The organism is Nocardia sp. NPDC006044 (assembly GCF_042871115.1).
In the GTDB taxonomy this organism is placed as follows: Bacteria; Actinomycetota; Actinomycetes; order Mycobacteriales; family Mycobacteriaceae; genus Nocardia.
Genome location: NZ_JBIAID010000003.1, coordinates 633,035 through 653,189, shown reverse-complemented (window position 1 = coordinate 653,189; position 20,155 = coordinate 633,035). Strand labels below are relative to the sequence as shown.

Sequence of the window (20,155 nt, the reverse complement as noted above, 5' to 3'; positions counted from 1 at the left end):
CTGGAGCAGGACTGTACTGCGTTCATTCCTGGTTCGGCTGTCGCCCCACGACTGCTGGCGCGGGACTGTATTGCGTTCATTCCCGGCAGCCGTCGCGCCCCCACGGCTGCCGGAGCGAGGGACTGTACTGCCGTCATTCCCCGGTCCGGCCATCGCGCCTCGGCGGCTGCTGGAGTGGGACCACGTCCTACCCCTGCGGTCTCAGGGGGTCCCCAATCGCGGTGACCTGCGGATCGCCGTTCGTGTGCGGTCGCGTAGAGCCGGCTGGCTGGGCGGTGCCGGGGAGCGAAAGCGGATGGCCGGTGTGGTCGTTCGGGCAGAATGCTGGGTGACAGCGGACGATCGGGTTGGAAGCGGGTGTGCCGGCGGTGGTGACGAACGGAGACCGGGGGAGCGGGGTCGGTGCGGCGGCGGTCGGGCTGGCGGCGCTGGGGGTGGGCGAGGCGATCGCCGCGACCAGGGGTGGCTCGCTGATCGATACCCTGGGGCGGGCGGCCATCGACGTTGCGCCGGTGCCGGTTGTCGAGGTCGCCGTCGCGAAGTCCGGCCGGCACGACAAGATCGCTACCCGGTTGGGCATCGGCGCGGGTGTGGTCGCTGCGGCCGTTGGGCTGGCCGCTGTGCCCGAGCGGTTGCGGACACCGGTCACGGTGGCGGCCGGTGCGGGCGCCGCGGCCTTGGCGACCCGGCTGGCGAGCCGCTCCACCTCCACGGTGGCCGGCGCTGTGGCGGCCGGCGGAGTGCTCGCCGCGGGCTTGCGCAGAAGACCGCGCGGCCTGCTCGGCGGGTTGGCCTGGCTCGCGACGGGCGCGGGTATGTTCGCGGCCGCGCACACCCTGCACCACGATCTGGACCGCAAGCAGGACAACGATATTCGCCGGATCGGTCCGATGGGCGCGCTGGGCGTCGTGCCGCAGGATGGGCTCGAGGACGAGCCGGGCCTGTCCCCATTGGTCACCGCCGCCCGTCGAATGTACGTCGCCGACGTCAATCTCCGCCCGCCGCGGATCAATCCGGCGCACTGGCGACTGTCCGTCACCGGCAAGGTCGCGCACCCTCTGCGCCTGACGCTGAACGAATTAGCCGAAGACGCAGTCGAATTCGACGCCGTGATGGTGTGCGTCCACAATCACCCCGGCGAGGGCCGGGCCGCCAACGGCCGCTGGTTCGGTGTACCCCTGTCCGACCTGCTGAAGCACGCCATCCCCGAATCCGGCGCCACCCGCCTGGTCACCAGGGCCGTCGACGGCTACACGATCTCCCTGCCGCTCGAGCCGCTGCGCTCCGGCGAATGGCCCGGCTACGTGGTGATCGGCATGAACGGCGAACCCCTCACGCCCGCACACGGATTCCCCGCCCGCGTCTTCGTTCCCGGCCTGTACGGCCAGTACACCGGCGCGAAATGGCTCGGCGAACTGGAACTCACCGACGACGAGCACGTCGACTACTGGTGGCGCCGCGGCTGGCCCGCAGGCCCGCTCCGGGTAACCCCGCAGGCTCGCATCGACGTCACCGCCCCCGGCCGGGCCGCGGCGGGCACCACCACGATCGCCGGAGTGGCCTGGGCCCCGCCGCACGGCGTCGCCGGTGTAGAAGTCCGGGTCGGCGAAGGCGATTGGCGCCCAGCCGATCTCGGCACCGAACTTGCCCCCGCCGCCTGGCGTCGCTGGCGCATCGCAGTCGAGCTCCCACCGGGCGAACACCAGGTGCAGGCCAGAGCGATCAGCCGCTCCGGCGAGGTTCAGGAAGGCCGCCACCGCCCACCTTTCCCCACCGGCCCCTCCGGCTTCCACACCATCACCGTCGAGGTCTGACGGCCAAAGCGCTGACGACACAGCCATACCCCGCTGTCTACATCGGCCTCAAAGCGCGGAGGAGCCGCCGCTGACCGGTGCGGCAACTCCAGCGGTAAGCCGCTCTCCCCAGAGTCGCACTGCGCCAACGCGTTCGGCGGCGCTGGAGTCGCTGCTCGGCCGGGCACAGCCGTCGGCGAACTGGTCAGCAGGTTGCAGCGGCGTCAGAAGCGTTGAGGTTTAGGTCGATTTGTCATGCGCGCGCTGCCCGTACGGCCGTCGCCCAGCTCATCGACGCACTTGCCGCAGCTGGGTACCTGAGCCTGACCAGGCGCGATAATCAGTACTTCGCCAAGGACTTCGGTAGGTCGTCAGCTCAATGAACCGTTCTCCCAACGAGATCCGCACCAGCTCGAAATATGAAGCCGGTGCGGATCCCGAGCGAGCGTGCCGATTCTGAACCCGACGCCCACGCCTACTTCGGGACGATCGGTTCCTGGAGTTCGGTGACCCAGCCGCTCGGGTCCTCGGTGTAGACCAGGGTCACCTCGCGGCTGGCGCCGCTCAGCCGGTAGCCGTTGTCGTCGACCCAGCGCCCGAGCGCCTGCCAGGGCTCCAGGACCTCGTACATGCTGCCGCGGTGCACCACCGTGGCGGCCTGGGCGACGGCGGGCAGGTCCACGACAGAGAAATCGTGGCCCTCGGTGCTGTCGAGGTTTACCGGGACCGCGGCATGTGCCAGCACCGAACCGTCTTCCCGCTCGTCGTAGTACGCGATGGCGTACCCGGCGATCGGGATCCCGGCGTTCTCCAGCCGTTTGCAGACGTCTTCGAACAGCGGCCCGATGACCGGGCCGATCGATTCCGGCTCGAAACTGGCGGCGACAGCGGTCAATTCGGCTACCCGAACCGCCGGGATGGACTTGATGATCACATCATGGACAGGCATGGCGCCCTCTTTCTCGATGATGCGGAGCCTCGTTTCGACCTGGACCAGCCTGGCCCGGTCACCCGCGATGCGCTGCTCGAGCTCGGCTCGGCGCAGGGTCAGCATGCCGCGCAGTTCCGCGCCGCTGACCTGGTCGTCCAGAATCCGGCCGACCTGCTCCAGGGTGAAGCCGAGATCCTTCAGTGCGACAAGGCGATTGAGCCGGGCCAGCTGCCCGCCGGAGTAGAAGCGGTAGCCGCTGTGCTCGTCGACCCGATCGGGGCGTAGTAGTCCGATCGCGTCGTAGTGGCGCAGCATGCGCACCGACACCCGTCCGTGTCTGGCGAAGTCTCCGATGGTGAACATAACGACTCCTGGTCTATGACCTCACACGGTGTCAGGGTCAAGCGCGTCAGAATCGGCCGCCGCGGCTGATCCGGCGGGACCCGCCGGAACCACCGTAAGAGCCGGCGCTCCAGCCGCCGGACCCGGATCGACTCCCGCCGCTCGCCGCTCCGCGCAGCAGTCCGTCGATCAGGATGCCGCCGAGCACCGCGCCCGCCTGCGACGATCCCGACACCGGCTGGGCCGACTCCCAGGCCCGCACGCTGGCCTGGGCGGCCTGCAACGCGCGTCCGGCGAGGTCGGCGGCGGACTGGGCGCTGGTCAGCGCTTGCGCCGGGTCGGTGGTGCTGTGCTGTTGTGCCGCATCGAGATTGCGCTGCGCCTCGGACAGCCGGGTGCGGGCCTCGGCGTCGATGCCGCCGCGCCGGGTGGTGATGTAGTCGGTCGCGGCGCCGACGCGTGCGCGGGCGTCAGTGAGCGCCTGGTCGAGCCTGCGCCGCAGGTCCTCCGCGGCGAGCTTGCGGTCGGTAGCGGCGGCAATGGCGCGGTCCAGATCGCCGTCGGCGGCCACCGCGTCGTGGAAGGCGTCGAGCGGATCCGCCGTCGCGGCGGCAGCGGCCTTGTCCAGGATGGTCTGCGCGGTCGCAGTCGCGGCGGCGAGTTCCTGTCCGCCGTAGCCGGAAAGCTCTGTGGCGGAGGCGATATCGCGACGCAGGTCGTCGAGTACCGCAGGCAGTCCGTCGCGGGCCTGCTGAATGTTGGCGGACGCGTTGTCGATTCCGTCGAGCAGCGTGCGCGCCTGGCCGACGGCCGCCTCCGCCGAGCGAATCGCGGCCACCGCCCCGCCCTGCTTGCCCACCGGCTGCGTCAGCGCCGCACGCCCCGCATCGATGTTCTGCTCCGCGAAGGTGATTCGTTCCTTCGCCATGGTCACGTTGTCGTGAATCGGGGCGAGCACGCTGGCCGGATGCGCGGCGGTGAGCCGGGACAGTTCCGCCTCGGACGCGGGCAGCCGGCTCTTCAGCTCGACGAGATCCCGGGTCAGTCCGTCCAATCGGTCGCCGGCATTGATCAGCAGGTTGCGCATGGCGTCGAATTCGGCCACCTGAGCGTCGAGTTCGCGATCGGCGCGTCCGACCGTGCCGATCAGGTCGACGAGCAGTGTGCGCTGTTCGTCCGGCGTCTCCGGAATGTCGTCATCGAGTCGCTGCCGGATGGAGAACGCTTTGGACGCGGCGGCTTTCGCATTGCCGAGCGCGGTGCTGAACGGCAGCGTGGCGGTCGCACCGAACTCGTCGGTCGCCAACTCCAATTCCTCCGCGCTGGTCCGGACCGCATTGTCGATCTCGACCAGTGCCTCCCGCGAACGCGCGTGCAGCGCCTCCAGCGAAAGCGCACCCAGCGCGGTGGTGTTGTCCGGGTCCACCTCGCGCGCGACCGCGAGTTCGGCCTTCGCCCGGTCCCGCCGCCGCTTGCGTGCGAACAGCACCAGCCCGCCCACCACCAGCACGATCAGCACGCCGACGACGAACAGGAACGTGACGTTGACGCCCCCGCCCCGCATCGCCGACTGCACGCCCTCCGCGGTCTCGACCCCGGCGTCGGCCCATCGCCCGTCCCGCAGCGCGGGCTCCACCTCCCGCGTGAGCAGACTGTTCAACTCGGAATCGCTGACCCCGCTGGGCAATTCGCCGGCGAACCAGTACGAGCGATCCTGCGTGGCGACCGCGAGCAGCAGATCCCGGCTGCCGAACCCGGACTTCGCCGCCGTCCGCTCGGCCCACACCTCCGGCCCCAGTTCGCCGAAATCGTGCACATAGACCACCCACAACCGCACCTGCTGATCGGCATACAACTGATCCACCGCCGACCGCACCCGGTCGACCTGCCCACCGTTGAGCGCGTTCGCCGAATCGACCACATAGGTGTCCATCCGCAGCGGCGCCTCCGCCACCCCGGCCGGCGCACCGACCAGCACGGCCCCGGCGAACAACACGCCCAGCACCACCCAGGACGTCCAGCGGGCAACACGATTCGGCAGCGACATGGCACGAATCTAGCGCGCGACCTCGCCGACCGAGCCGAAGACGACCGGCAGGCGCGCGCGGAATGGCAGGGGCGGGCGGCGGTCGATAGCATCGTCGGTGTGATCACCATCGATCGCCCGTATACCGGTCATGTCTCGCCGGGTTCCGATCCGCAGCAGCGTGACGTATCGGGTGCCAGCATCGTCAAGCTGTCCGTCGGCGGCATGGACAACAACTGTTATCTGGTGCAGTGCGCCGCCACCGGCGCGGCCCTGCTCATCGACGCCGCGAACGAGGCCGACCGCGTCGAGGAACTCATCACCGTCGTGGCGCCGGGCCAGATCGCGATGATCGTCACCACGCATCAGCACCCGGACCACTGGCAGGCGCTGAAGCAGGCGACCGCCGCCACCGGCGCACCCACCGCCGCACACGAACTCGACGCCGGACCCCTCCCGGTCCGCCCCGACCGCCTGCTCGCCGACGGTGACCACATCGCCGTCGGCGAGCTGGACCTCGAGGTCATCCACCTCTGCGGCCACACCCCCGGCTCGGTCACCCTCGCCTTCACCGACGGCGACGGCCGGGTCCATCTGTTCACCGGCGACTCCCTTTTCCCCGGTGGTCTCGGCCGCACCACCAGCCCGGCGGATTTCGAGTCCCTCTACCGCGACGTCACCACCAAACTCTTCGCCCGCTACCCCGACGACACCGTCGTCTACCCCGGCCACGGCGACGACACCACCCTCGGCGCCGAACGTCCGCAGCTGTCCGAGTGGCGGGAACGCGGCTGGTAGCCGGGATTCGCGCCCACCTGACTCGGGTAGATCCCCGAACAACGCGTGCGTCGCGCACCTACTGGCAGACTTGGGGAGTGGATTCGCCAACGATGCGCGCACGAGCCGATGCGCCGCCCGGTCCCGTCCCGTCGCGAGGGTTCGGCGCGGGAGTGCTGCGGTGGGTTCGACGGCTCTTCGTCGGCTCGGTGCTGATGGGTCTGGTGCTGGTCGGCGGGACCGCCTTCCGGGTGTGGCAGGTGGCGCGCATCGACGATTACACGACCGCCGACGCCATCGTGGTGCTCGGTGCCGCGCAATACTCCGGCACCCCGTCGTCGGTGTTCGAGGCGCGACTCGACCAGGCCTATCGGCTGTTCCGGCTCGGGGTGGCGCCGCGAGTGATCACCGTCGGCGGTAAGCAGGAGGGTGATCTCTACACCGAAGCGGCGTCCGGCAAGAACTACCTCCAGGCGCGCGGGGTGCCGAGCGACAAGATCCTGGCCGTCGAGACCGGCTCGGACACCTTGCGCAGCATCGAGGCGGTCGCGACGGCGATGCAGGCCCGGGACATGGGCTCCGCGGTGCTGGTCAGCGACCCGTGGCATTCGCTGCGCACCCGCACCATGGCCCGCGACGAGGGCCTCGACGCCTGGACCGCGCCGACCAGGACCGGCCCCGCGGTCTACACCCGCGAGTCGCAGGCGCACGGAATCGCCAGGGAGACCGGCGCTCTGCTCTGGTACCAGCTCACCCATTTCGCCGCGGACTTCCGATATACGGCAGGACAGTAGTGGACGGTTATACCGAGCACGATTGCGAACGACTCGTCACCGAGCGCGCCAAAACCGCCGGATTAGGCCCGCCGCGTAGCGAATTCGAGACCGGCCATCGCACGGAATTCGCGCGCGACCGGGCCAGGGTGCTGCACTCCGCGGCGTTGCGCCGGCTCGCCGACAAGACCCAGGTCATGGGGCCGCGGGACGGCGATACCCCGCGCACCCGGCTCACCCATTCGATCGAGGTCGCGCAGATCGGCCGCAGTATCGCCGACGGTCTCGGCTGCGACCCGGATCTGGTCGATCTGGCCGGGCTCGCCCACGACATCGGTCACCCGCCCTATGGGCACAACGGAGAACGGGCGCTCGACGTGTTCGCCGACGCGCACGGCGGTTTCGAGGGCAACGCGCAGAATCTGCGCATCCTCACCCGCCTCGAACCGAAGGTGCTCGACGCCGACGGGGTCAGCGCCGGGCTGAACCTGACCCGTGCCTCGCTCGACGCGGCGCTCAAATACCCTTGGGGCAGAACGGGTCCCGGAACCAAGTTCGGCGCCTACGACATCGACACCGATCGACTCGACTGGATTCGCAAGGGTGCCCCCGAGCGGCGCCGCAGCTTGGAATGCCAGATCATGGACTGGTCCGACGATGTCGCGTACTCGGTGCACGACGTCGAGGACGGGGTGATCGCCGGGCGCATCGACCTGCGCGCGCTGGCCGATCCCGCCGAGCAGGACGCGCTGGCCAGCCTCGGCCGGCACAAGCACTACTCCCTGTCGGCGGACGAACTGGTCGCCGCCGCGCAACGACTATCCGAGCTACCCGTCGTCGCCGCGGTCACCGTCTACGACGGCACCCTCGCCAGTTCGGTTGCGCTCAAACGCCTCACCAGTGAGTTGGTCGGCCGCTTCGCCACCGCCGCCATCACCGCGACCCGGGAGACCGCGGGCAGCGACAACCTCTCCCGCTACGGCGCCGACCTCGAGGTCCCACACGTGGTCGCCGCCGAGGTGGCGGTGCTCAAGACGGTCGCCCTGCGCTACGTCATGTCCGACCCCGATCACAAACTCCGCCAGGCCGCCCAGCGCGACCGCATCCACGCCGTCGCCGAGGGCCTGCTCGCCGCCGCGCCGCACAGCCTCGACCCGATGCTGCTGCCATGGTGGGAGGCCGCCGCCGATGACACCGCGCGCGTGCGCGTGATCGTGGATCAGATCGCGTCCTACACCGAGAGCAGGCTGGAACGCGTCGCGGCCGAACTCGGCGCCTGAATTCGCTGCCGAACTCCGTCGCCTGGGTGCGCCGCCGAACTCCGTTCACGGTGCCTCCGCTGACCCCGTGCCGGTCGGTGTGACGAGAACTACGCGCCGCGTCGAAGTGGTCGAGGACGGCTCGGCCCTGACCGATCCGACGCTGATCGGATTCTCGATCCGGCCGCCGCGCACTGCCGGGTTCCTCCTGAGCGTGCCCTCGGAGTTGCCGGTAGAGCCGGAGCCGTGGGTGAAACGTCGGTCCCGGCGGGTAGGCTCACTGCCGTGGCCGGACGACTCCCAGATCGCGATATCGCGGCGATACGTGACCGCGTCCGCATCGAAGACATTGTGGGGGAGTACGTCGCGCTGAAGCGCGCGGGCGCGGACTCCATGAAGGGCCTGTGCCCGTTCCATGACGAGAAGTCGCCGTCGTTCCACGTGCGGCCGAATCATGGCCTCTTCCACTGCTTCGGCTGCGGTGAGGGCGGTGACGTCTTCGCGTTCCTGCAAAAGATCGACCATGTCGGCTTCGTCGAAGCGGTCGAGCAGATGGCCGACCGGATCGGCTACCAGATCAACTACGAGGGCGGCGGCACCTCGGTGCAGCGCGACCGCGGCACCCGCTCCCGGCTGATCGCCGCGAACGCCGCCGCGCACGAGTTCTACATGGCGCAGCTGCGCGAGCCCGGTGCCGAGACCGCCCGCAAGTTCCTCACCGACCGGAATTTCGATGCCGCGGCCGCCCAGCAGTTCGGCTGCGGTTACGCGCCCGCAGGGTGGGACACGCTGACGAAACACCTGCTGCGCAAGGGTTTCGAGTTCAAGGAGCTGGAGGGCGCCGGCCTGTCCAGGCAGGGCCAGCGCGGCCCGATCGACCGGTTCCACCGGCGGCTGCTCTGGCCGATCCGCAACCTCGGCGGAGACGTCATCGGGTTCGGTGCGCGCAAGCTCTTCGACGACGACACCATGCCGGGCAAGTACATCAATACCCCGGAAACGATTCTGTACAAGAAGTCTCAGGTGCTGTTCGGCCTCGACCTGGCCAAGCGGGACATCGCCAAGGGGCATCAGGCCGTGGTCGTCGAGGGCTACACCGACGTGATGGCCATGCACCTGGCCGGAGTGAAGACCGCCGTCGCATCCTGCGGCACCGCGTTCGGCGAGGAACACCTCGCGCTGCTGCGCCGGCTGCTGCTGGACGACAACTTCTGGCGTGGCGAGATCATCTACACCTTCGACGGCGACGCGGCGGGGCAGGCAGCGGCCCTGAAAGCCTTTGCCGGAGACCAGAAGCTGGCCGGGCAGACCTATATCGCGATCGCGCCCGACGGGCAGGATCCGTGCGAGCTACGCCAGCACTCCGGTGACGGCGCGGTCCGCGATCTGGTCGCGCGGCGAACCCCGTTGTACGAGTTCGTGATTCGCGGACTGCTCGCCGACCACAACCTGGATACCGCCGAGGGGCAGGTCGAGTCGCTGCGCCGGGCGATTCCGGTGGTCGCGCAGATCAAGGACAACGCGTTGCGCAAGGCGTACGCGACGAAGCTGGCCGGGTGGGTCGGCTGGGACGATATTCAGACCGTGGTGCGCCGGGTCGGTGACGAGGCCAAGCGCAATCGGATGGGCGGCGGTGGCGCCGGTGGACGGCAGGCGCCGGCCGCGAAGCAAGCCGAGGTAGTCACCGAACAGCCTGCGGCGCGGCCCAACCCGAACGATCCGACGTTGATGCCGCAGCGGCAGGTGCTGGCCGCCGCGTTGCAGTATCCGGCGATGGCCGGGGCGGTCTTCGACTCGCTGGAGGCAGACGCCTTCACACATCCCGCTTACGCGGCGGTCCGGCTGCTGATCGCCGAGGTCGGCGGCACCGCGGCCGGGCTCGGCGGCGCCGAGTGGGTCAATGCGATCGCGGATCGGACCGACGATCTGACCATGCGCGCGTTGCTGTCCGAACTGGCGAACGAGCCACTACCGGTGAAGAACGCGGCCGACATCCCGAGGTTCGTCGCCGGCGTGCTGGCGCGCACACAGGAAGCCTGGGTGGGCAGGCAGATCGCTGAGCTCAAGTCGAAGCTGCAACGAGTGTCGTCCACCGAGGAGCCCGAGGCCTATATGGCGTTGTTCGGCGATCTGGTGGCACTGGAGCAGTATCGGAAGAGTCTGCTGACCCAGGCCATGGGCAACCACGACGATTTCGCCACCAGGACTTAGCGGCCGTCTCGGCATCCCGCGGTCGGCCGGATGATCAGGGCGCTGTCCTCAGCGACGCAGCTGATCCTGCGGTACCAGAATCGTGGTGCGCTCGTCCAGCGGCTCCATCGGTTCCAGCCGCGGCTTCGTGCTGAGCTTGTCCGACAACTTCTGCCTGCCGACCAGCACCAACTTGCGGGTCACCGGGCTTTCCGACAGCGCACGGGTCGCGGCGCTGATCTGCTCGTAGCGAGCCCGCCCGGCCTTGCTGCCGAGTACATACCCGGCCGCCACGCCGATGATCAACCGCAGCATCTCGATGTGCTCCTCCCAGTTGCCTGTTCGCGCCCCTATCCTGCCCGACGCACGATGGCCGTGTCGATCCGGATAGGACTGCGCGGGCGAATTCGGCAACCCCTCCCGCAAAGCGCAAGGGAGCGGCCAGAATCGAGCCCATGACGGGCCTCTTGCTGACCGCCGAGCGCCGGACCGAACTCGCGGCGCTGCTCGACGACGATCGACGACTCCGCGCCGAGTATCCGAGGGTGGCCGACTACCTCGACACCGCGCCCCGGCTGGCCGGCACCGGTGACGCGGATGCGGACGCGGCGTTCGATCTGCGGTTCGTGCACTTCATGACCGGCGGAGGGACCGCGAATCCGTACTGGGACATCGTCGGGCCGTCCGTGACCGTGGACGGAGGTCGTCGCGTGGTGAACGGTGGCCGGGCCAACGGGAGCGCACGTCTGGGCTACGCGCAGACGATCTTGCAGGCCGGGTACGCCTACGCGATACCGTCGCCGGAAACGCTGTGCTGGGTCGCGCGGTTCGCACAGGGGAGACGGGTGCTGGAGCTGGGTGCCGGTCGCGGGTACTGGGCGTGGCAACTCGCGCGCGTGGGAGTCGATGTCGCGGCGTTCGATTCGGCGCCGCCGGACGAGTTCGAGAACCTGTCTTTTCCGGGCACAGCGGGCCAACCGGACGTGTGGCAGCATGTCGGGAATCTCGCCGGCTACGCCACAGAGTCGCACGCCGCGTGCGTACTTCTCCTGTGCTGGCCGCCCGGCTGGGGCGACCCCATGGCTTCGCGCGCGCTGCACGACTTCGAGGAGGCCGGCGGAAACCGGCTGATCTTCATCGGCGAGCCGAAGGGCGGCAAGACCGGAGACGATCCGTTCTTCGAGCGGCTCACCACCGCATGGACGCTGGAAAGCCAAGACCCCGACCATGTTTCGTGGTGGAACCTCGGCGATGTCGCACAGGGGTGGGTGCGCCGGAAGTAGGCCTGGCCGGGCCGGTGACCCGGCCAGGGTACGGAACCGTGATCAGGCGGCGAGTTCTTCTCGCTTGGCCCGATGCTCCTCGCACAGTTGCCGGGTGCTCCGGCGGATCAGCGCCGGGTCCAATCGTTGTGCGAAGGTCAGGTTCTCGTTGCGCCAGCAATCGCCGCATGCGAATTCGCTCATGTCGGCCTCCTAATTCCGTTGCTCAGCGGGGTCGCTGAGGAGTGCCCACTTCGGCACCCGTTCAGCGTCTACGTATTCATACTCGCCCCCGATAGTGGCCGTACCGTTACTTCCATGTGAGAACGGTCGAACTCGCCTGGATTCATGAACCTCTCATCTGGCGTGTTCATCGTCGGCGGCATGGGATATCTGAGAGATCTCACCTTGGCGGCCGCGGCGCTGGTACTCGGTGCGCTGCTCGTCGGCTGTCGGCTGTTGCCCGACGGACTACGTCAGTTGGTCGGCAGTTTCCTGCCTTGGCTGCTGGTGCCGACCCTGCTCCTCGCCGTCGTCGCACTGAGCCTGGGCTCCAAGCTAGGCCTAGCCGCCGTGCTCGCCCCGATCCTGGCCTGGTCGCTGCTCTTCGTACCGCAGCTCATCGAACGCCCCTACCGCGGCGAGTCCGCCGACGCCGTGCGCGTCGCCACCCAGAACCTCGGCGCAACCGGCACCGCCGCCGAATTGATCGACGCCACAGTGATTTCGGTCCAGGAACTCACCGACCGCAACCGCGCCTCCGTCGCCGCCGAACTGGACCCGTCCCACCCCTACGTCGCCACCGTCGGCACCGTAGGCCTCTGGAGCCGCTACCCCCTCGACGACATCGAACGCCTCGACCTGAACCAAGGCTGGGCCCGCGCCCTCCGCGCCCGCATCCACGCCCCCGCCGGCGACATCACCGTCTACGCCGTCCACCTAGGCTCCGTCCGCTTCGGCGAAACCGAATCCCGCAACCGCACCCTGCGCACCCTCACCGACCTGGTCGACCACGACCCCTCCGACCGCCTACTCGTCCTAGGCGACCTCAACACCGCCTCCACCGACCCCCAATTCACCCCACTCACCCGAACCCTCCAAGACGTCCGCACCGGCCTCGCCTTCACCTGGCCCTCCGACTTCCCCCTCACCCGCCCCGACCACATCCTCACCCGAGGTTTCACCCCCCTTGACGCCACCGTCCGCCGAACCCCCGGCAGCGACCACCGAGCCGCCACCGCAACCCTCGCCCCCACCCCACAAGTCAGCAGGTAGAGACGCGATTTGGGCGGGCGGCAGCCCATACGCTAAAGTTTCTCCTCGGCCCGCCTAGCACAGACGGACCGAGGATAGTCCCCTATAGCTCAATTGGCAGAGCAGCCGACTGTTAATCGGCAGGTTTCTGGTTCGAGTCCAGATGGGGGAGCAGTGACCAGGGCGAACGCTACAGTTCGACCCTGGTTTTTTGCTTTTCGGGGTCAGAACGACACGGAAACGACACGCTTTCAGCGCGCGAGGCCGCCCAGAGCGGCGGTGAAGTCGGGGGCTTCGGTGGGCTGGTCGATGTAGTGGCGTTTGGTGACCGAGTCGTTGGCGTGGCCGAGCTGCTGAGCTGCGGCTTGGGGGCCGTACTGCTCGGCGATGAGGGATGCGACGGTCTTACGGAAGGTCTTGGGGGTGACCCAGGCGAACTTCTCGCCGCGTGCTTGGCGCCACAGACGGTTGAAGTTGTGGGGATCCCAGATGCCGCCGTCGCGGTTGGGAAAGACCAAGTCCAGCTCGGTCGCGACTGCTTCGGCCTTGACCCTCCGAAGGGTGTCTATGACGAACTGGGGCAGCACGACGGTCCGGTATCCGGAGTCTGTCTTGGTCCATTCCTGCCGGATCAGTCCTTTGCCCTTGATTCGGATAATGGTGCCGGAGAAGGTGATCCGCGCCGGGGTGCCGTCGAGGTCGATATCGGACCAGCGCAGGGCGAGTGCTTCGCCGGGGCGCGGGCCCGTTCCGAGTTCGACGTCTGCGACGTCGAGGACCCTCGGGTTGCGCTTGGGGCCGTAGGTGTAGGCGGGAGCCCCATCGAGCGGCTCTCCATCTACCCACGCCTTTAGTTGGGCTCGAAGCTCTGTGAGGGTTTGGAGGTCGGCGGCGCGAGGTTTCTGGCGCTTGCGGGGGAGGTCGGCTACTTCGCGGACGGGGTTGCGGTCGATGGCGTCGTGGCGCACGGCCATGCTCATCATCTCGGAGAGGATGACGCGCTGCCGCCGGGCCTTCTCCCGGTGGCCATTGAGCACGATGCGTTTGAGGTATGCGTCGATGCGCGAGGTCGTCGCTTCCCATACCCGCAGGGCGCCCAGCGCCGGTTTGATTTTGACAGTGTCCTTACTGGCCCGGCGGTCGGTGGAGACGTTGATCTCCATTCGGTACAGGTCCAGACTCTGCTCGGTGATGCCTTCCTGCAGGACCTTCTCCGCCAGCCACAGGTCGGCCAAATCGGCGAGCTTCGTGTCCCGGGTGATCAAGCGGCCGCGACCCCCAGAGCGCTGGGTGAGCGCCTTGCGAAGGATGTCCTCGGCTTGCCCCTTCGTGGGACCGAATTTGTGTACTGGGCGGGTGATTCCGTCGTCGTCTCGGTAGCGCGTCGTGGCGCGCCAGCTTCCGTTCGGCTGCCGCTTGGAGGTGATCCGGCCGTAGGTGCCGATAGGCAGCGATTGTCTGGGCATCACTGTCCTTTCTGGGATCGGTCTGGGTGAGTCAGTCCGTTTGAGTGCTTTGCCTGGCTCGACGAAATAGGAGGCGTCGTCGGCGGGCTGGAAGATTGCTGTCTGCGCGTGGACAAGGTCTAGGCACGAAAAACTGCCTCATCGCAACGGATTAAGTCAAGACAAGAAAGATTGCCAATGGGTAGCTGTTGGCGTCTGGTGCTCAGCGATCTCGGCTGCGACCGCGCCGAGGCGGCCGAGTGGGTGGTCGGCGGTGAGAACCTTGGACTGGATCCTCGACTCGCGAAGGTGCACTCTTGTCGAGTTGATCCTGTTCCCAAAGGAGTAGGTCGCTGAGGCGATACCGGCGATATCGACCGATGCGTGCGTATCTCGGTCCCCGCCCGGCCGATGCCCAGACCGCAAGTGTCTTCTTCGGGATTTTCAGACGCGCGGCCAATTCTTCGGTGCTGAGCCACACGTCATCAGGATTCATTTGGCTGTCCTCGGGTGCGAAGAACTCTGTTGTGCAGCATGCTGCGGCACCTCGCAACCGAAAGATGTTGATGCCCAATTGATTACAGGCGTGAAGAGTGGCTGACTCGTCAGATGGGCCCGATCGGACCTGTTCAGCGACGGCTTGGCTGGTAGTCGATCTATTCGAGCGCCCGTCAGCTGGGCAGGTGGCCGGGAGATGATTGTGGGCATGGCAGGTCGCTTTCTGCCCGTCGCACTGATTCTCCCAAAGTCCATGAAACCTGATCTTCGGCCAATGCGCCACAACTAGGTTTACGGACGTTCCGATCTCGAAGGCTCAGCTTGGCTGGACCGGTGATCGTGTCCGACGCAACGCATCGAACTTCATTCCGGCAGGCACGTCGAGGACGTCCTGGCGGGGGCCTCGTTACAACGCCTCCCATTGCCAGGGTCGCGGAACCTGCCCGCGTAGGCACGCGATCCGGTGCTTGGCTTGTCGAGCTGCATTGCCGTTGCCTGCTGATTGGGCGACCGCGAACGCGACCCACCGCAGCTCTTGGATGTCGGCGAGGATTCGGAATCCTGGCCACTCGGTGACGTCATCGCCGCCGTACGCGGTGACGAAAGATTGATAGTCGTCGTAGGGCACGCGGCTGAAATCGGTGTAATCCACACCTAGTTGGGTGAGGTCCCATTCGCGCCGACCGATCGACACCTTGTCGAGGTCGAGCATTGTCGGGATGCCTGAGGCTGGCACTATCAGGTTTCCTTGCCAGGCATCGCCGTGAATCACACAGGGAGAGAGGGTGTTTGGCAAGGAATAGTACCGAGCGTGTAGTCGGGCGTAGTGCTGGAGCAGCCACGTTCGATCGTTCTGGTCGAGCATGTCTGCGGTGTCGATGCGTTCCTCGAGCCCGGTGAAGGGGTCGTAGGCGGGGAGTTCGAATTCGGTTGGAGGTGGCAATGCGTGCAGGGCCCGTAGCATTGCGCCCAGCTCGCCTGGCGTCGATGGACGGTGGTCTGGGATCAAGCGCCACCATGTGACGGGGCGGTCGTCGACGACGACCGGTTGCGTCAGTGAGGTTTCGGCCTCGACTGTCGGTATCCCGGAATCGTTGAGCCACTGGGAGACTCGCAATTCACGTTCGGCGTCATCGATGCTGTCTGGTTGTCCGATCCGGGCGACGATGTTATCGGCCAACCGGTAGATCGCATGTGATCCGTCTCGAATTTCTTCGGCACCACGTAGGTCGACGCCGCTGACTTCTGCAGCTTTGGCCAGCACCTCGTCTGTCGAGATGTGCGGGTGGGGCGAACTCATTGATCCGAACCTGTTGGTGCGCTGCTGGCGATGGCGTATCGCAGTTCCGCGACTTCGGTCATCCGGCGCCGAGGTGCTGCTGCTGCCGCCAGCGTGCGGAGTTCGTTCTGGATGCGCTGTGAGCGAAAGGCGGTGGCTTGCTGGGTAGCTTGCAGGCCGATGGCGGCAGCTTCTCTCGGATCGTCCAATTGCATTGTCAGCGTGGCCAATCGGGTGAGCGAGAAGGTCCGCGACCGTGGATACTGGGTTCCTTGGAGTGCGACGGCTTCACGAATCCTCGGTGCTGCCAAGTCGATTCGCTGCCGTGCTTTCGCGACGGGAATCAACGCCTTCCCGGTGCTGCCGAGGTGTTCGGCGGTGTCGTAGTAGCACAGCCAGGGAGCGTCGGTCGCGGGTGCGCGGTCGGCGAAATGCTCGTCAGACCTGGCGACTTCGGTGAGTGCCTCTTGCGTCCGTCCTGTTGCGGCGAGGAACTGGGCGCGCAATGCGCTGAGCATCGCGCGCGCGGTTGCGGACAGTCGGTCTGACCGGACCTGGGCGAGTTCTATCAAGGACAGCGCACCGTCGGTGTTGCCGATGTAGGCCATCTTTCGGGCCATGTCTGCCAGCGTGCTGGCGCGTAGTTCCCAGGAGCCGGCGTTGTCGGCACACCACAGCGCTAGTCTGAACCTGCGTTCGGCCGCCGGGTAGTCGCCGATGTCGAAGGCGGCGTATCCGGCGACGCTGCTGAGGTTCCCGATTGCTTCGAGCAGCGCACGTCGAGTGGCCGGTGCACAATGCCCGTCGAGCAGCCGGACGAAGTGGGTGAGCTGTGCGCCTGCCGTGAGGCTGGCTGAGCCGCCACCATGCAGATTCTCGGCCTGAGCAGCTTCGCGCGTGGCGGTCTGCACTTGGTCCACATCCGTCCAGCCCACGCGGCTGACCGGCTTTTCGCCTGTTGAGGTCGATCCGAGGTAGGTGGTGGGGATGACGCCCGGATCGAACGGGCTGAACAGATTTACCGCCAGCGTTCCATCGGGAGATTGGGTGTCTTCTCGTCGCTGACGGGAGGGGATGAACCCGAGTTCGCTATCGGTCGCGCTGAGAACGGCGCGGAATGCCTCGCGGTAGCGCTCGTTCGGCCATCGAACCACGCCGCGCTCGTAGCGAGCGATAGTGTGGGCATCTAGATCGCAGCGCTGCCGGTGAGTGCGCCACAGGTAGCTGTTGATCGCTTCCGCCAGTTCGGCACGGCACATCGCTCGCCGAGGCTCAACCCGTGACGGTGTCGCCTCACGTCGCCGTTGTAGATGCACGTTCGGTGGCATGTGCCCCCTTGCCGAGTAACCGGTCGGCTCAGTTTATCCAGCCGCGCTCGCGTGGAGCGGACGGACGGTGTTCTGCCCCGTAACTTGCCCTCTTGCTGGACCTCGTTGACGACGAATCTAGAAGCTGACCATCACGAGCACCGACTCACCAAATCTGGGGGATCCAATGAGATCGTGCGAATCACTTCGAGGCACTATCGGCAGTTCACTGGCACCTTGCGTCAGCACGACGGCGATCGAACCATCCTGGCGCACAAGCAGACTCGCCACCCAAGGCCGCTCAATGCTTCGAGCTGGTGTCGTCGGTCTCGGTCACCAGGCGGTGGATGATCATCTGCCAGGGTTGCTCGCGTCCAGTACCGCTGAGCTTGTCGCCGTCTGCGATGAGAATCCGGGGATCGTTGTCGAACAGAAGCAGCGGTACCAGGTGACGGGCTACACCGATTTCCGGGAGATGTTGAACGCTGAGCAACTCGACTTCGTCATCGTTTGCGTGCCGCACGATGTCGGGCGAAGTGTGATCGAAGCCGCCGCAGAACATGGGGTTCACGTCCTCAAGGAGAAGCCCTTTGCGACGAGTTTGGTCGAGGCCATCGAACTTGCCGACCTGTGTAAACAGTCCGGCATCCAGCTGATGGTCACGCTGCAGCGCCGCTTCAACCCGATCTACAGCAGCTTTACCCAGCTCGCAGACCAGATCGGGACACCGTTCCTGGTAGACGCTCGCTACACCGTGCACGTGGAAGACCCTTCCGATGGCTGGCGTGGCGTCACGGCCAAGGCCGGAGGTGGCTGCGTGATCGATATGGGCTACCACCTGATCGACCTGCTTCTCTGGTATTTCGGTCTACCGGACAGCATCACCGCTGACCTATCGATCAGTGCTCGGCCGGATCGTAGCTATGACGCCGAAGACACTGCGCTCGTTCACTTCTCCTACGACACAGGCCTATACGGATCGCTGCTGCTATCGCGTTTCGTCGGTCCCAAAGCCGAGGAGATCCGGCTGATCGGCTCCGACGGCATCGTCCATCTGGAACGCGGGTGCATTCGCCGGCTGACCAACGGCGGTGAGGTCATCGAATCACTACGGCGCGAGCAAGCCTGGCCATCGGCCGCGGCCTGCCAGGTCGACTACTTCCACCGCGTCATCGATGGCACTCGACCGAACCTCAGCAGTCCTGCCGACAACCTGGCCCACATGGCTTTCGTTGCGGCTTGCTACGAGGCCGCGCGTACCCGCACGTCCATCAACCCACAGGAGTTGCTGTGACATCTTCATTGGCTCTTCTCGGCGGCACACCGGTCATTAGTAAAGCGGCTCCGCACTTTTTGTGGCCGCCGCTGACGGAGGCCACCGCTGGCGCGGTGCTCTATCAACTGTGGGATGGCTTCTCCATCTACAACCGCTCCAGCGTGATCGCCGAGCTGGAAGATGCATTACAGCGCTACTTCGGCGTACGTTATGCCGTCCTCACCAGCTCCGGCACGGCGGCCCTGTACTCGATGTACGCCGCGTGCGGGATCGGGCCGGGTGACGAGGTCATCGTGCCCGCCTACACCTTCTTCGCCACGGCAACCCCGCTGCTGCACCTCGGTGCGACACCGGTGTTGGCCGACTGCGACGCCGGGGGCAATCTTGATCCGCACGACGTACCGCGACGGATCACCGACCGCACCAAAGCCATTGTGGTCACGCACATGTGGGGCATGCCCGCTCAAATCCAGAGCCTGAAACAGCTCGCCGTTACCTACGGTCTGCAACTGTTCGAGGACGCGTCTCATGCTCACGGGGCGAGCGTCGCCGGCAGGAAGGTCGGTACTTTCGGGCGTGCTGCTGCGTTCAGCATGAACGGACCCAAGCCTTTGTCCGCGGGCGAAGGTGGCTTCGTGCTGACCGATGACGACGAGGTGTATCACCGAGTCCTGCTCCACGGGCAATATAACAAGCGCTGCCGTAGCGAGATCCCTTCTGACAGTGAGCTGTACCGCTATGCCGTCACCGGCATGGGCCTCAAGCACCGCATCCATCCGCTGGCTGCTGCGGTTGCGCTGGAACAACTTTCGCGTCTGGACGAGTACCTCGATGGTCGTCAGCGTATCGCTGCATACATCGCCGACGAGCTCGACGAGTTGCCAGGCGTGACGATTCCGCGGGCCGAACTAGGCGTTCAGTCGTCCTGGTATGGGCTGACAATGCAGTACGACACTGACTCCTTCAATGATTTGCCGGTCGAACGTTTCCATGAGGCGCTGCTGGCGGAAGGGTGCGCCGAGATCGATCGTCCAGGTTCCACGTGTCCGCTGAACCAGCTACCGCTGTTTCAGGAGCCAGGACCGCTGTTCCCGGCATTCACAGGGAAACTGGCCTACGCGGCGGGCGACTACCCGCGGGCGGAGGAGATCCACGCCGCGACACTCAAACTGCCGGTCTGGCACGAGGAACAGGATCTGTGGATCGTGGACTGCTACATCGAAGCCATCCGCAAAGTCGCCGAACACCACACCGAGTTGAAGGGATAAGGATTGATGATCGAAACCGCGCTGCTGGAGACTCTGACCAGCGATGCCGAACGCGACCAGGTACAACAGCTCGTCGTCGGCGCGGTCGTCGCGCACGACGGCAAAGTCTTGCTGCTGCAACGACCAGCCGACGATTTCATGGGCGGCATCTGGGAGCTGCCCAGTGGCAAGGTCGATCCAGGCGAAACGCTCGATCAAGCCCTCGTCCGTGAGGTGAAAGAGGAAACCGGACTCGATATCGCGGGAATCCGAAAGTACCTGGGCGAGTTCGACTATCAATCTGGCAGCGGCAAGAAGAGCCGGCAGTTCAACTTCACTGTCGACGTAGTTGATCCCGAGCCGGTCGAGCTCACCGAGCATGACGCCTACACCTGGACCAGTTTGGCCGAGGAGCCACCAGTCACCGACGCGGTGAAAGAAGTACTGCATAGGCATCGGGCCGTCTGATTGGAAATGCGGGATGCGCCGGCGGCGG

General features: G+C 66.5%; 18 protein-coding genes and 1 tRNA gene. 11 read left to right on the top strand and 8 right to left on the bottom strand.

Annotated features, from left to right (window positions below):
- Positions 1-368 precede the first annotated feature (368 nt).
- Positions 369-1,814 carry a molybdopterin-dependent oxidoreductase gene (locus tag ACFYO1_RS27465; RefSeq protein ID WP_387236712.1) on the top strand — a complete coding sequence of 482 codons (1,446 nt, stop codon included), beginning with the start codon at positions 369-371 and terminating at the stop codon, positions 1,812-1,814.
- Between the two features lie 454 nt (positions 1,815-2,268).
- Here the strand turns inward: ACFYO1_RS27465 and ACFYO1_RS27460 are convergent, their stop codons facing one another.
- Complete coding sequence (locus ACFYO1_RS27460) at positions 2,269-3,087, bottom strand: MerR family transcriptional regulator (protein ID WP_387236710.1); 819 nt, start codon at positions 3,085-3,087, stop codon at positions 2,269-2,271.
- 46 nt (positions 3,088-3,133) lie between these two features.
- Positions 3,134-5,113 (bottom strand): TPM domain-containing protein, encoded by a 1,980-nt coding sequence (locus ACFYO1_RS27455; RefSeq protein WP_387236708.1) that lies wholly within the window; start codon positions 5,111-5,113, stop codon positions 3,134-3,136.
- Positions 5,114-5,212: 99 nt separating this feature from the next.
- On the opposite strand from ACFYO1_RS27455, the gene ACFYO1_RS27450 reads away from it, so the two are divergent.
- The 4 genes from ACFYO1_RS27450 to dnaG all read left to right on the top strand — a co-directional run bounded on the left by ACFYO1_RS27450 (position 5,213) and on the right by dnaG (position 10,112).
- Positions 5,213-5,890 carry an MBL fold metallo-hydrolase gene (locus tag ACFYO1_RS27450; protein WP_387236706.1) on the top strand — a complete coding sequence of 226 codons (678 nt, stop codon included), beginning with the start codon at positions 5,213-5,215 and terminating at the stop codon, positions 5,888-5,890.
- A gap of 92 nt (positions 5,891-5,982) precedes the next feature.
- Positions 5,983-6,663 (top strand): YdcF family protein, encoded by a 681-nt coding sequence (locus ACFYO1_RS27445; protein WP_387238605.1) that lies wholly within the window; start codon positions 5,983-5,985, stop codon positions 6,661-6,663.
- Positions 6,663-7,922, top strand: coding sequence for a deoxyguanosinetriphosphate triphosphohydrolase (locus ACFYO1_RS27440; protein WP_387236704.1), 1,260 nt, complete (start codon positions 6,663-6,665; stop codon positions 7,920-7,922). The genes ACFYO1_RS27445 and ACFYO1_RS27440 overlap by 1 nt, the downstream gene beginning before the upstream one ends.
- A gap of 264 nt (positions 7,923-8,186) precedes the next feature.
- Positions 8,187-10,112, top strand: a complete 1,926-nt coding sequence (gene dnaG, locus ACFYO1_RS27435) for a DNA primase (protein ID WP_387236702.1) — start codon at positions 8,187-8,189, stop codon at positions 10,110-10,112.
- Between the two features lie 48 nt (positions 10,113-10,160).
- Here dnaG and ACFYO1_RS27430 read toward each other — a convergent pair whose 3' ends face one another.
- Positions 10,161-10,406, bottom strand: coding sequence for a hypothetical protein (locus tag ACFYO1_RS27430; RefSeq protein ID WP_107654933.1), 246 nt, complete (start codon positions 10,404-10,406; stop codon positions 10,161-10,163).
- A 140-nt stretch (positions 10,407-10,546) separates the two neighbouring features.
- Between ACFYO1_RS27430 and ACFYO1_RS27425 the strand changes: the two genes are divergently transcribed.
- Positions 10,547-11,374, top strand: a complete 828-nt coding sequence (locus ACFYO1_RS27425) for a hypothetical protein (protein ID WP_387236699.1) — start codon at positions 10,547-10,549, stop codon at positions 11,372-11,374.
- Between the two features lie 42 nt (positions 11,375-11,416).
- Here ACFYO1_RS27425 and ACFYO1_RS27420 read toward each other — a convergent pair whose 3' ends face one another.
- Positions 11,417-11,557: a hypothetical protein gene (locus ACFYO1_RS27420; RefSeq protein ID WP_191094305.1), complete on the bottom strand. Its 141-nt coding sequence runs from the start codon at positions 11,555-11,557 to the stop codon at positions 11,417-11,419.
- Positions 11,558-11,701: 144 nt separating this feature from the next.
- Between ACFYO1_RS27420 and ACFYO1_RS27415 the strand changes: the two genes are divergently transcribed.
- Positions 11,702-12,628: an endonuclease/exonuclease/phosphatase family protein gene (locus ACFYO1_RS27415; protein ID WP_387236697.1), complete on the top strand. Its 927-nt coding sequence runs from the start codon at positions 11,702-11,704 to the stop codon at positions 12,626-12,628.
- Between the two features lie 78 nt (positions 12,629-12,706).
- A tRNA-Asn gene (locus ACFYO1_RS27410) sits at positions 12,707-12,779 on the top strand.
- 79 nt (positions 12,780-12,858) lie between these two features.
- On the opposite strand, the gene ACFYO1_RS27405 is transcribed toward ACFYO1_RS27410, so the two are convergent.
- The 4 genes from ACFYO1_RS27405 to ACFYO1_RS27390 all read right to left on the bottom strand — a co-directional run bounded on the left by ACFYO1_RS27405 (position 12,859) and on the right by ACFYO1_RS27390 (position 17,088).
- Complete coding sequence (locus ACFYO1_RS27405; protein WP_387236695.1) at positions 12,859-14,073, bottom strand: tyrosine-type recombinase/integrase; 1,215 nt, start codon at positions 14,071-14,073, stop codon at positions 12,859-12,861.
- Positions 14,074-14,275: 202 nt separating this feature from the next.
- Positions 14,276-14,548: a helix-turn-helix domain-containing protein gene (locus tag ACFYO1_RS27400; RefSeq protein ID WP_387238602.1), complete on the bottom strand. Its 273-nt coding sequence runs from the start codon at positions 14,546-14,548 to the stop codon at positions 14,276-14,278.
- Positions 14,549-14,956: 408 nt separating this feature from the next.
- On the bottom strand, positions 14,957-15,850 hold the full coding sequence (locus ACFYO1_RS27395) for a phosphotransferase enzyme family protein (protein WP_387236693.1): 894 nt from the start codon (positions 15,848-15,850) through the stop codon (positions 14,957-14,959).
- Positions 15,847-17,088 carry an XRE family transcriptional regulator gene (locus tag ACFYO1_RS27390; protein WP_387236691.1) on the bottom strand — a complete coding sequence of 414 codons (1,242 nt, stop codon included), beginning with the start codon at positions 17,086-17,088 and terminating at the stop codon, positions 15,847-15,849. The genes ACFYO1_RS27395 and ACFYO1_RS27390 overlap by 4 nt, the downstream gene beginning before the upstream one ends.
- 352 nt (positions 17,089-17,440) lie before the next feature.
- Between ACFYO1_RS27390 and ACFYO1_RS27385 the strand changes: the two genes are divergently transcribed.
- The 3 genes from ACFYO1_RS27385 to ACFYO1_RS27375 are packed head-to-tail and all read left to right on the top strand — an operon-like array spanning position 17,441 to position 20,127.
- Positions 17,441-18,430, top strand: a complete 990-nt coding sequence (locus ACFYO1_RS27385; protein WP_387236689.1) for a Gfo/Idh/MocA family protein — start codon at positions 17,441-17,443, stop codon at positions 18,428-18,430.
- Entirely contained in the window at positions 18,427-19,680 is a 1,254-nt protein-coding gene (locus tag ACFYO1_RS27380; RefSeq protein ID WP_387236687.1) for a DegT/DnrJ/EryC1/StrS family aminotransferase, read from the top strand. The genes ACFYO1_RS27385 and ACFYO1_RS27380 overlap by 4 nt, the downstream gene beginning before the upstream one ends.
- A 6-nt stretch (positions 19,681-19,686) precedes the next feature.
- The gene (locus tag ACFYO1_RS27375; protein ID WP_387236685.1) at positions 19,687-20,127 is read left to right on the top strand and encodes an NUDIX domain-containing protein; all 441 of its coding nucleotides are present in this window, start codon (positions 19,687-19,689) and stop codon (positions 20,125-20,127) included.
- The last annotated feature ends 28 nt before the right edge of the window (positions 20,128-20,155 follow it).

Coding starts and splice junctions, on each gene's coding strand:
- ACFYO1_RS27460 (WP_387236710.1), bottom strand. CDS start 3,087: ATGTTCACCATCGGAGACTTCGCCAGACACGGACGGGTGTCGGTGCGC.
- ACFYO1_RS27455 (WP_387236708.1), bottom strand. CDS start 5,113: ATGTCGCTGCCGAATCGTGTTGCCCGCTGGACGTCCTGGGTGGTGCTG.
- ACFYO1_RS27445 (WP_387238605.1), top strand. CDS start 5,983: ATGCGCGCACGAGCCGATGCGCCGCCCGGTCCCGTCCCGTCGCGAGGG.
- ACFYO1_RS27430 (WP_107654933.1), bottom strand. CDS start 10,406: ATGCTGCGGTTGATCATCGGCGTGGCGGCCGGGTATGTACTCGGCAGC.
- ACFYO1_RS27425 (WP_387236699.1), top strand. CDS start 10,547: ATGACGGGCCTCTTGCTGACCGCCGAGCGCCGGACCGAACTCGCGGCG.
- ACFYO1_RS27420 (WP_191094305.1), bottom strand. CDS start 11,557: ATGAGCGAATTCGCATGCGGCGATTGCTGGCGCAACGAGAACCTGACC.
- ACFYO1_RS27415 (WP_387236697.1), top strand. CDS start 11,702: ATGAACCTCTCATCTGGCGTGTTCATCGTCGGCGGCATGGGATATCTG.
- ACFYO1_RS27405 (WP_387236695.1), bottom strand. CDS start 14,073: ATGCCCAGACAATCGCTGCCTATCGGCACCTACGGCCGGATCACCTCC.
- ACFYO1_RS27400 (WP_387238602.1), bottom strand. CDS start 14,548: ATGAATCCTGATGACGTGTGGCTCAGCACCGAAGAATTGGCCGCGCGT.
- ACFYO1_RS27395 (WP_387236693.1), bottom strand. CDS start 15,850: ATGAGTTCGCCCCACCCGCACATCTCGACAGACGAGGTGCTGGCCAAA.
- ACFYO1_RS27390 (WP_387236691.1), bottom strand. CDS start 17,088: ATGTGCCGTGCCGAACTGGCGGAAGCGATCAACAGCTACCTGTGGCGC.
- ACFYO1_RS27385 (WP_387236689.1), top strand. CDS start 17,441: ATGCTTCGAGCTGGTGTCGTCGGTCTCGGTCACCAGGCGGTGGATGAT.
- ACFYO1_RS27375 (WP_387236685.1), top strand. CDS start 19,687: ATGATCGAAACCGCGCTGCTGGAGACTCTGACCAGCGATGCCGAACGC.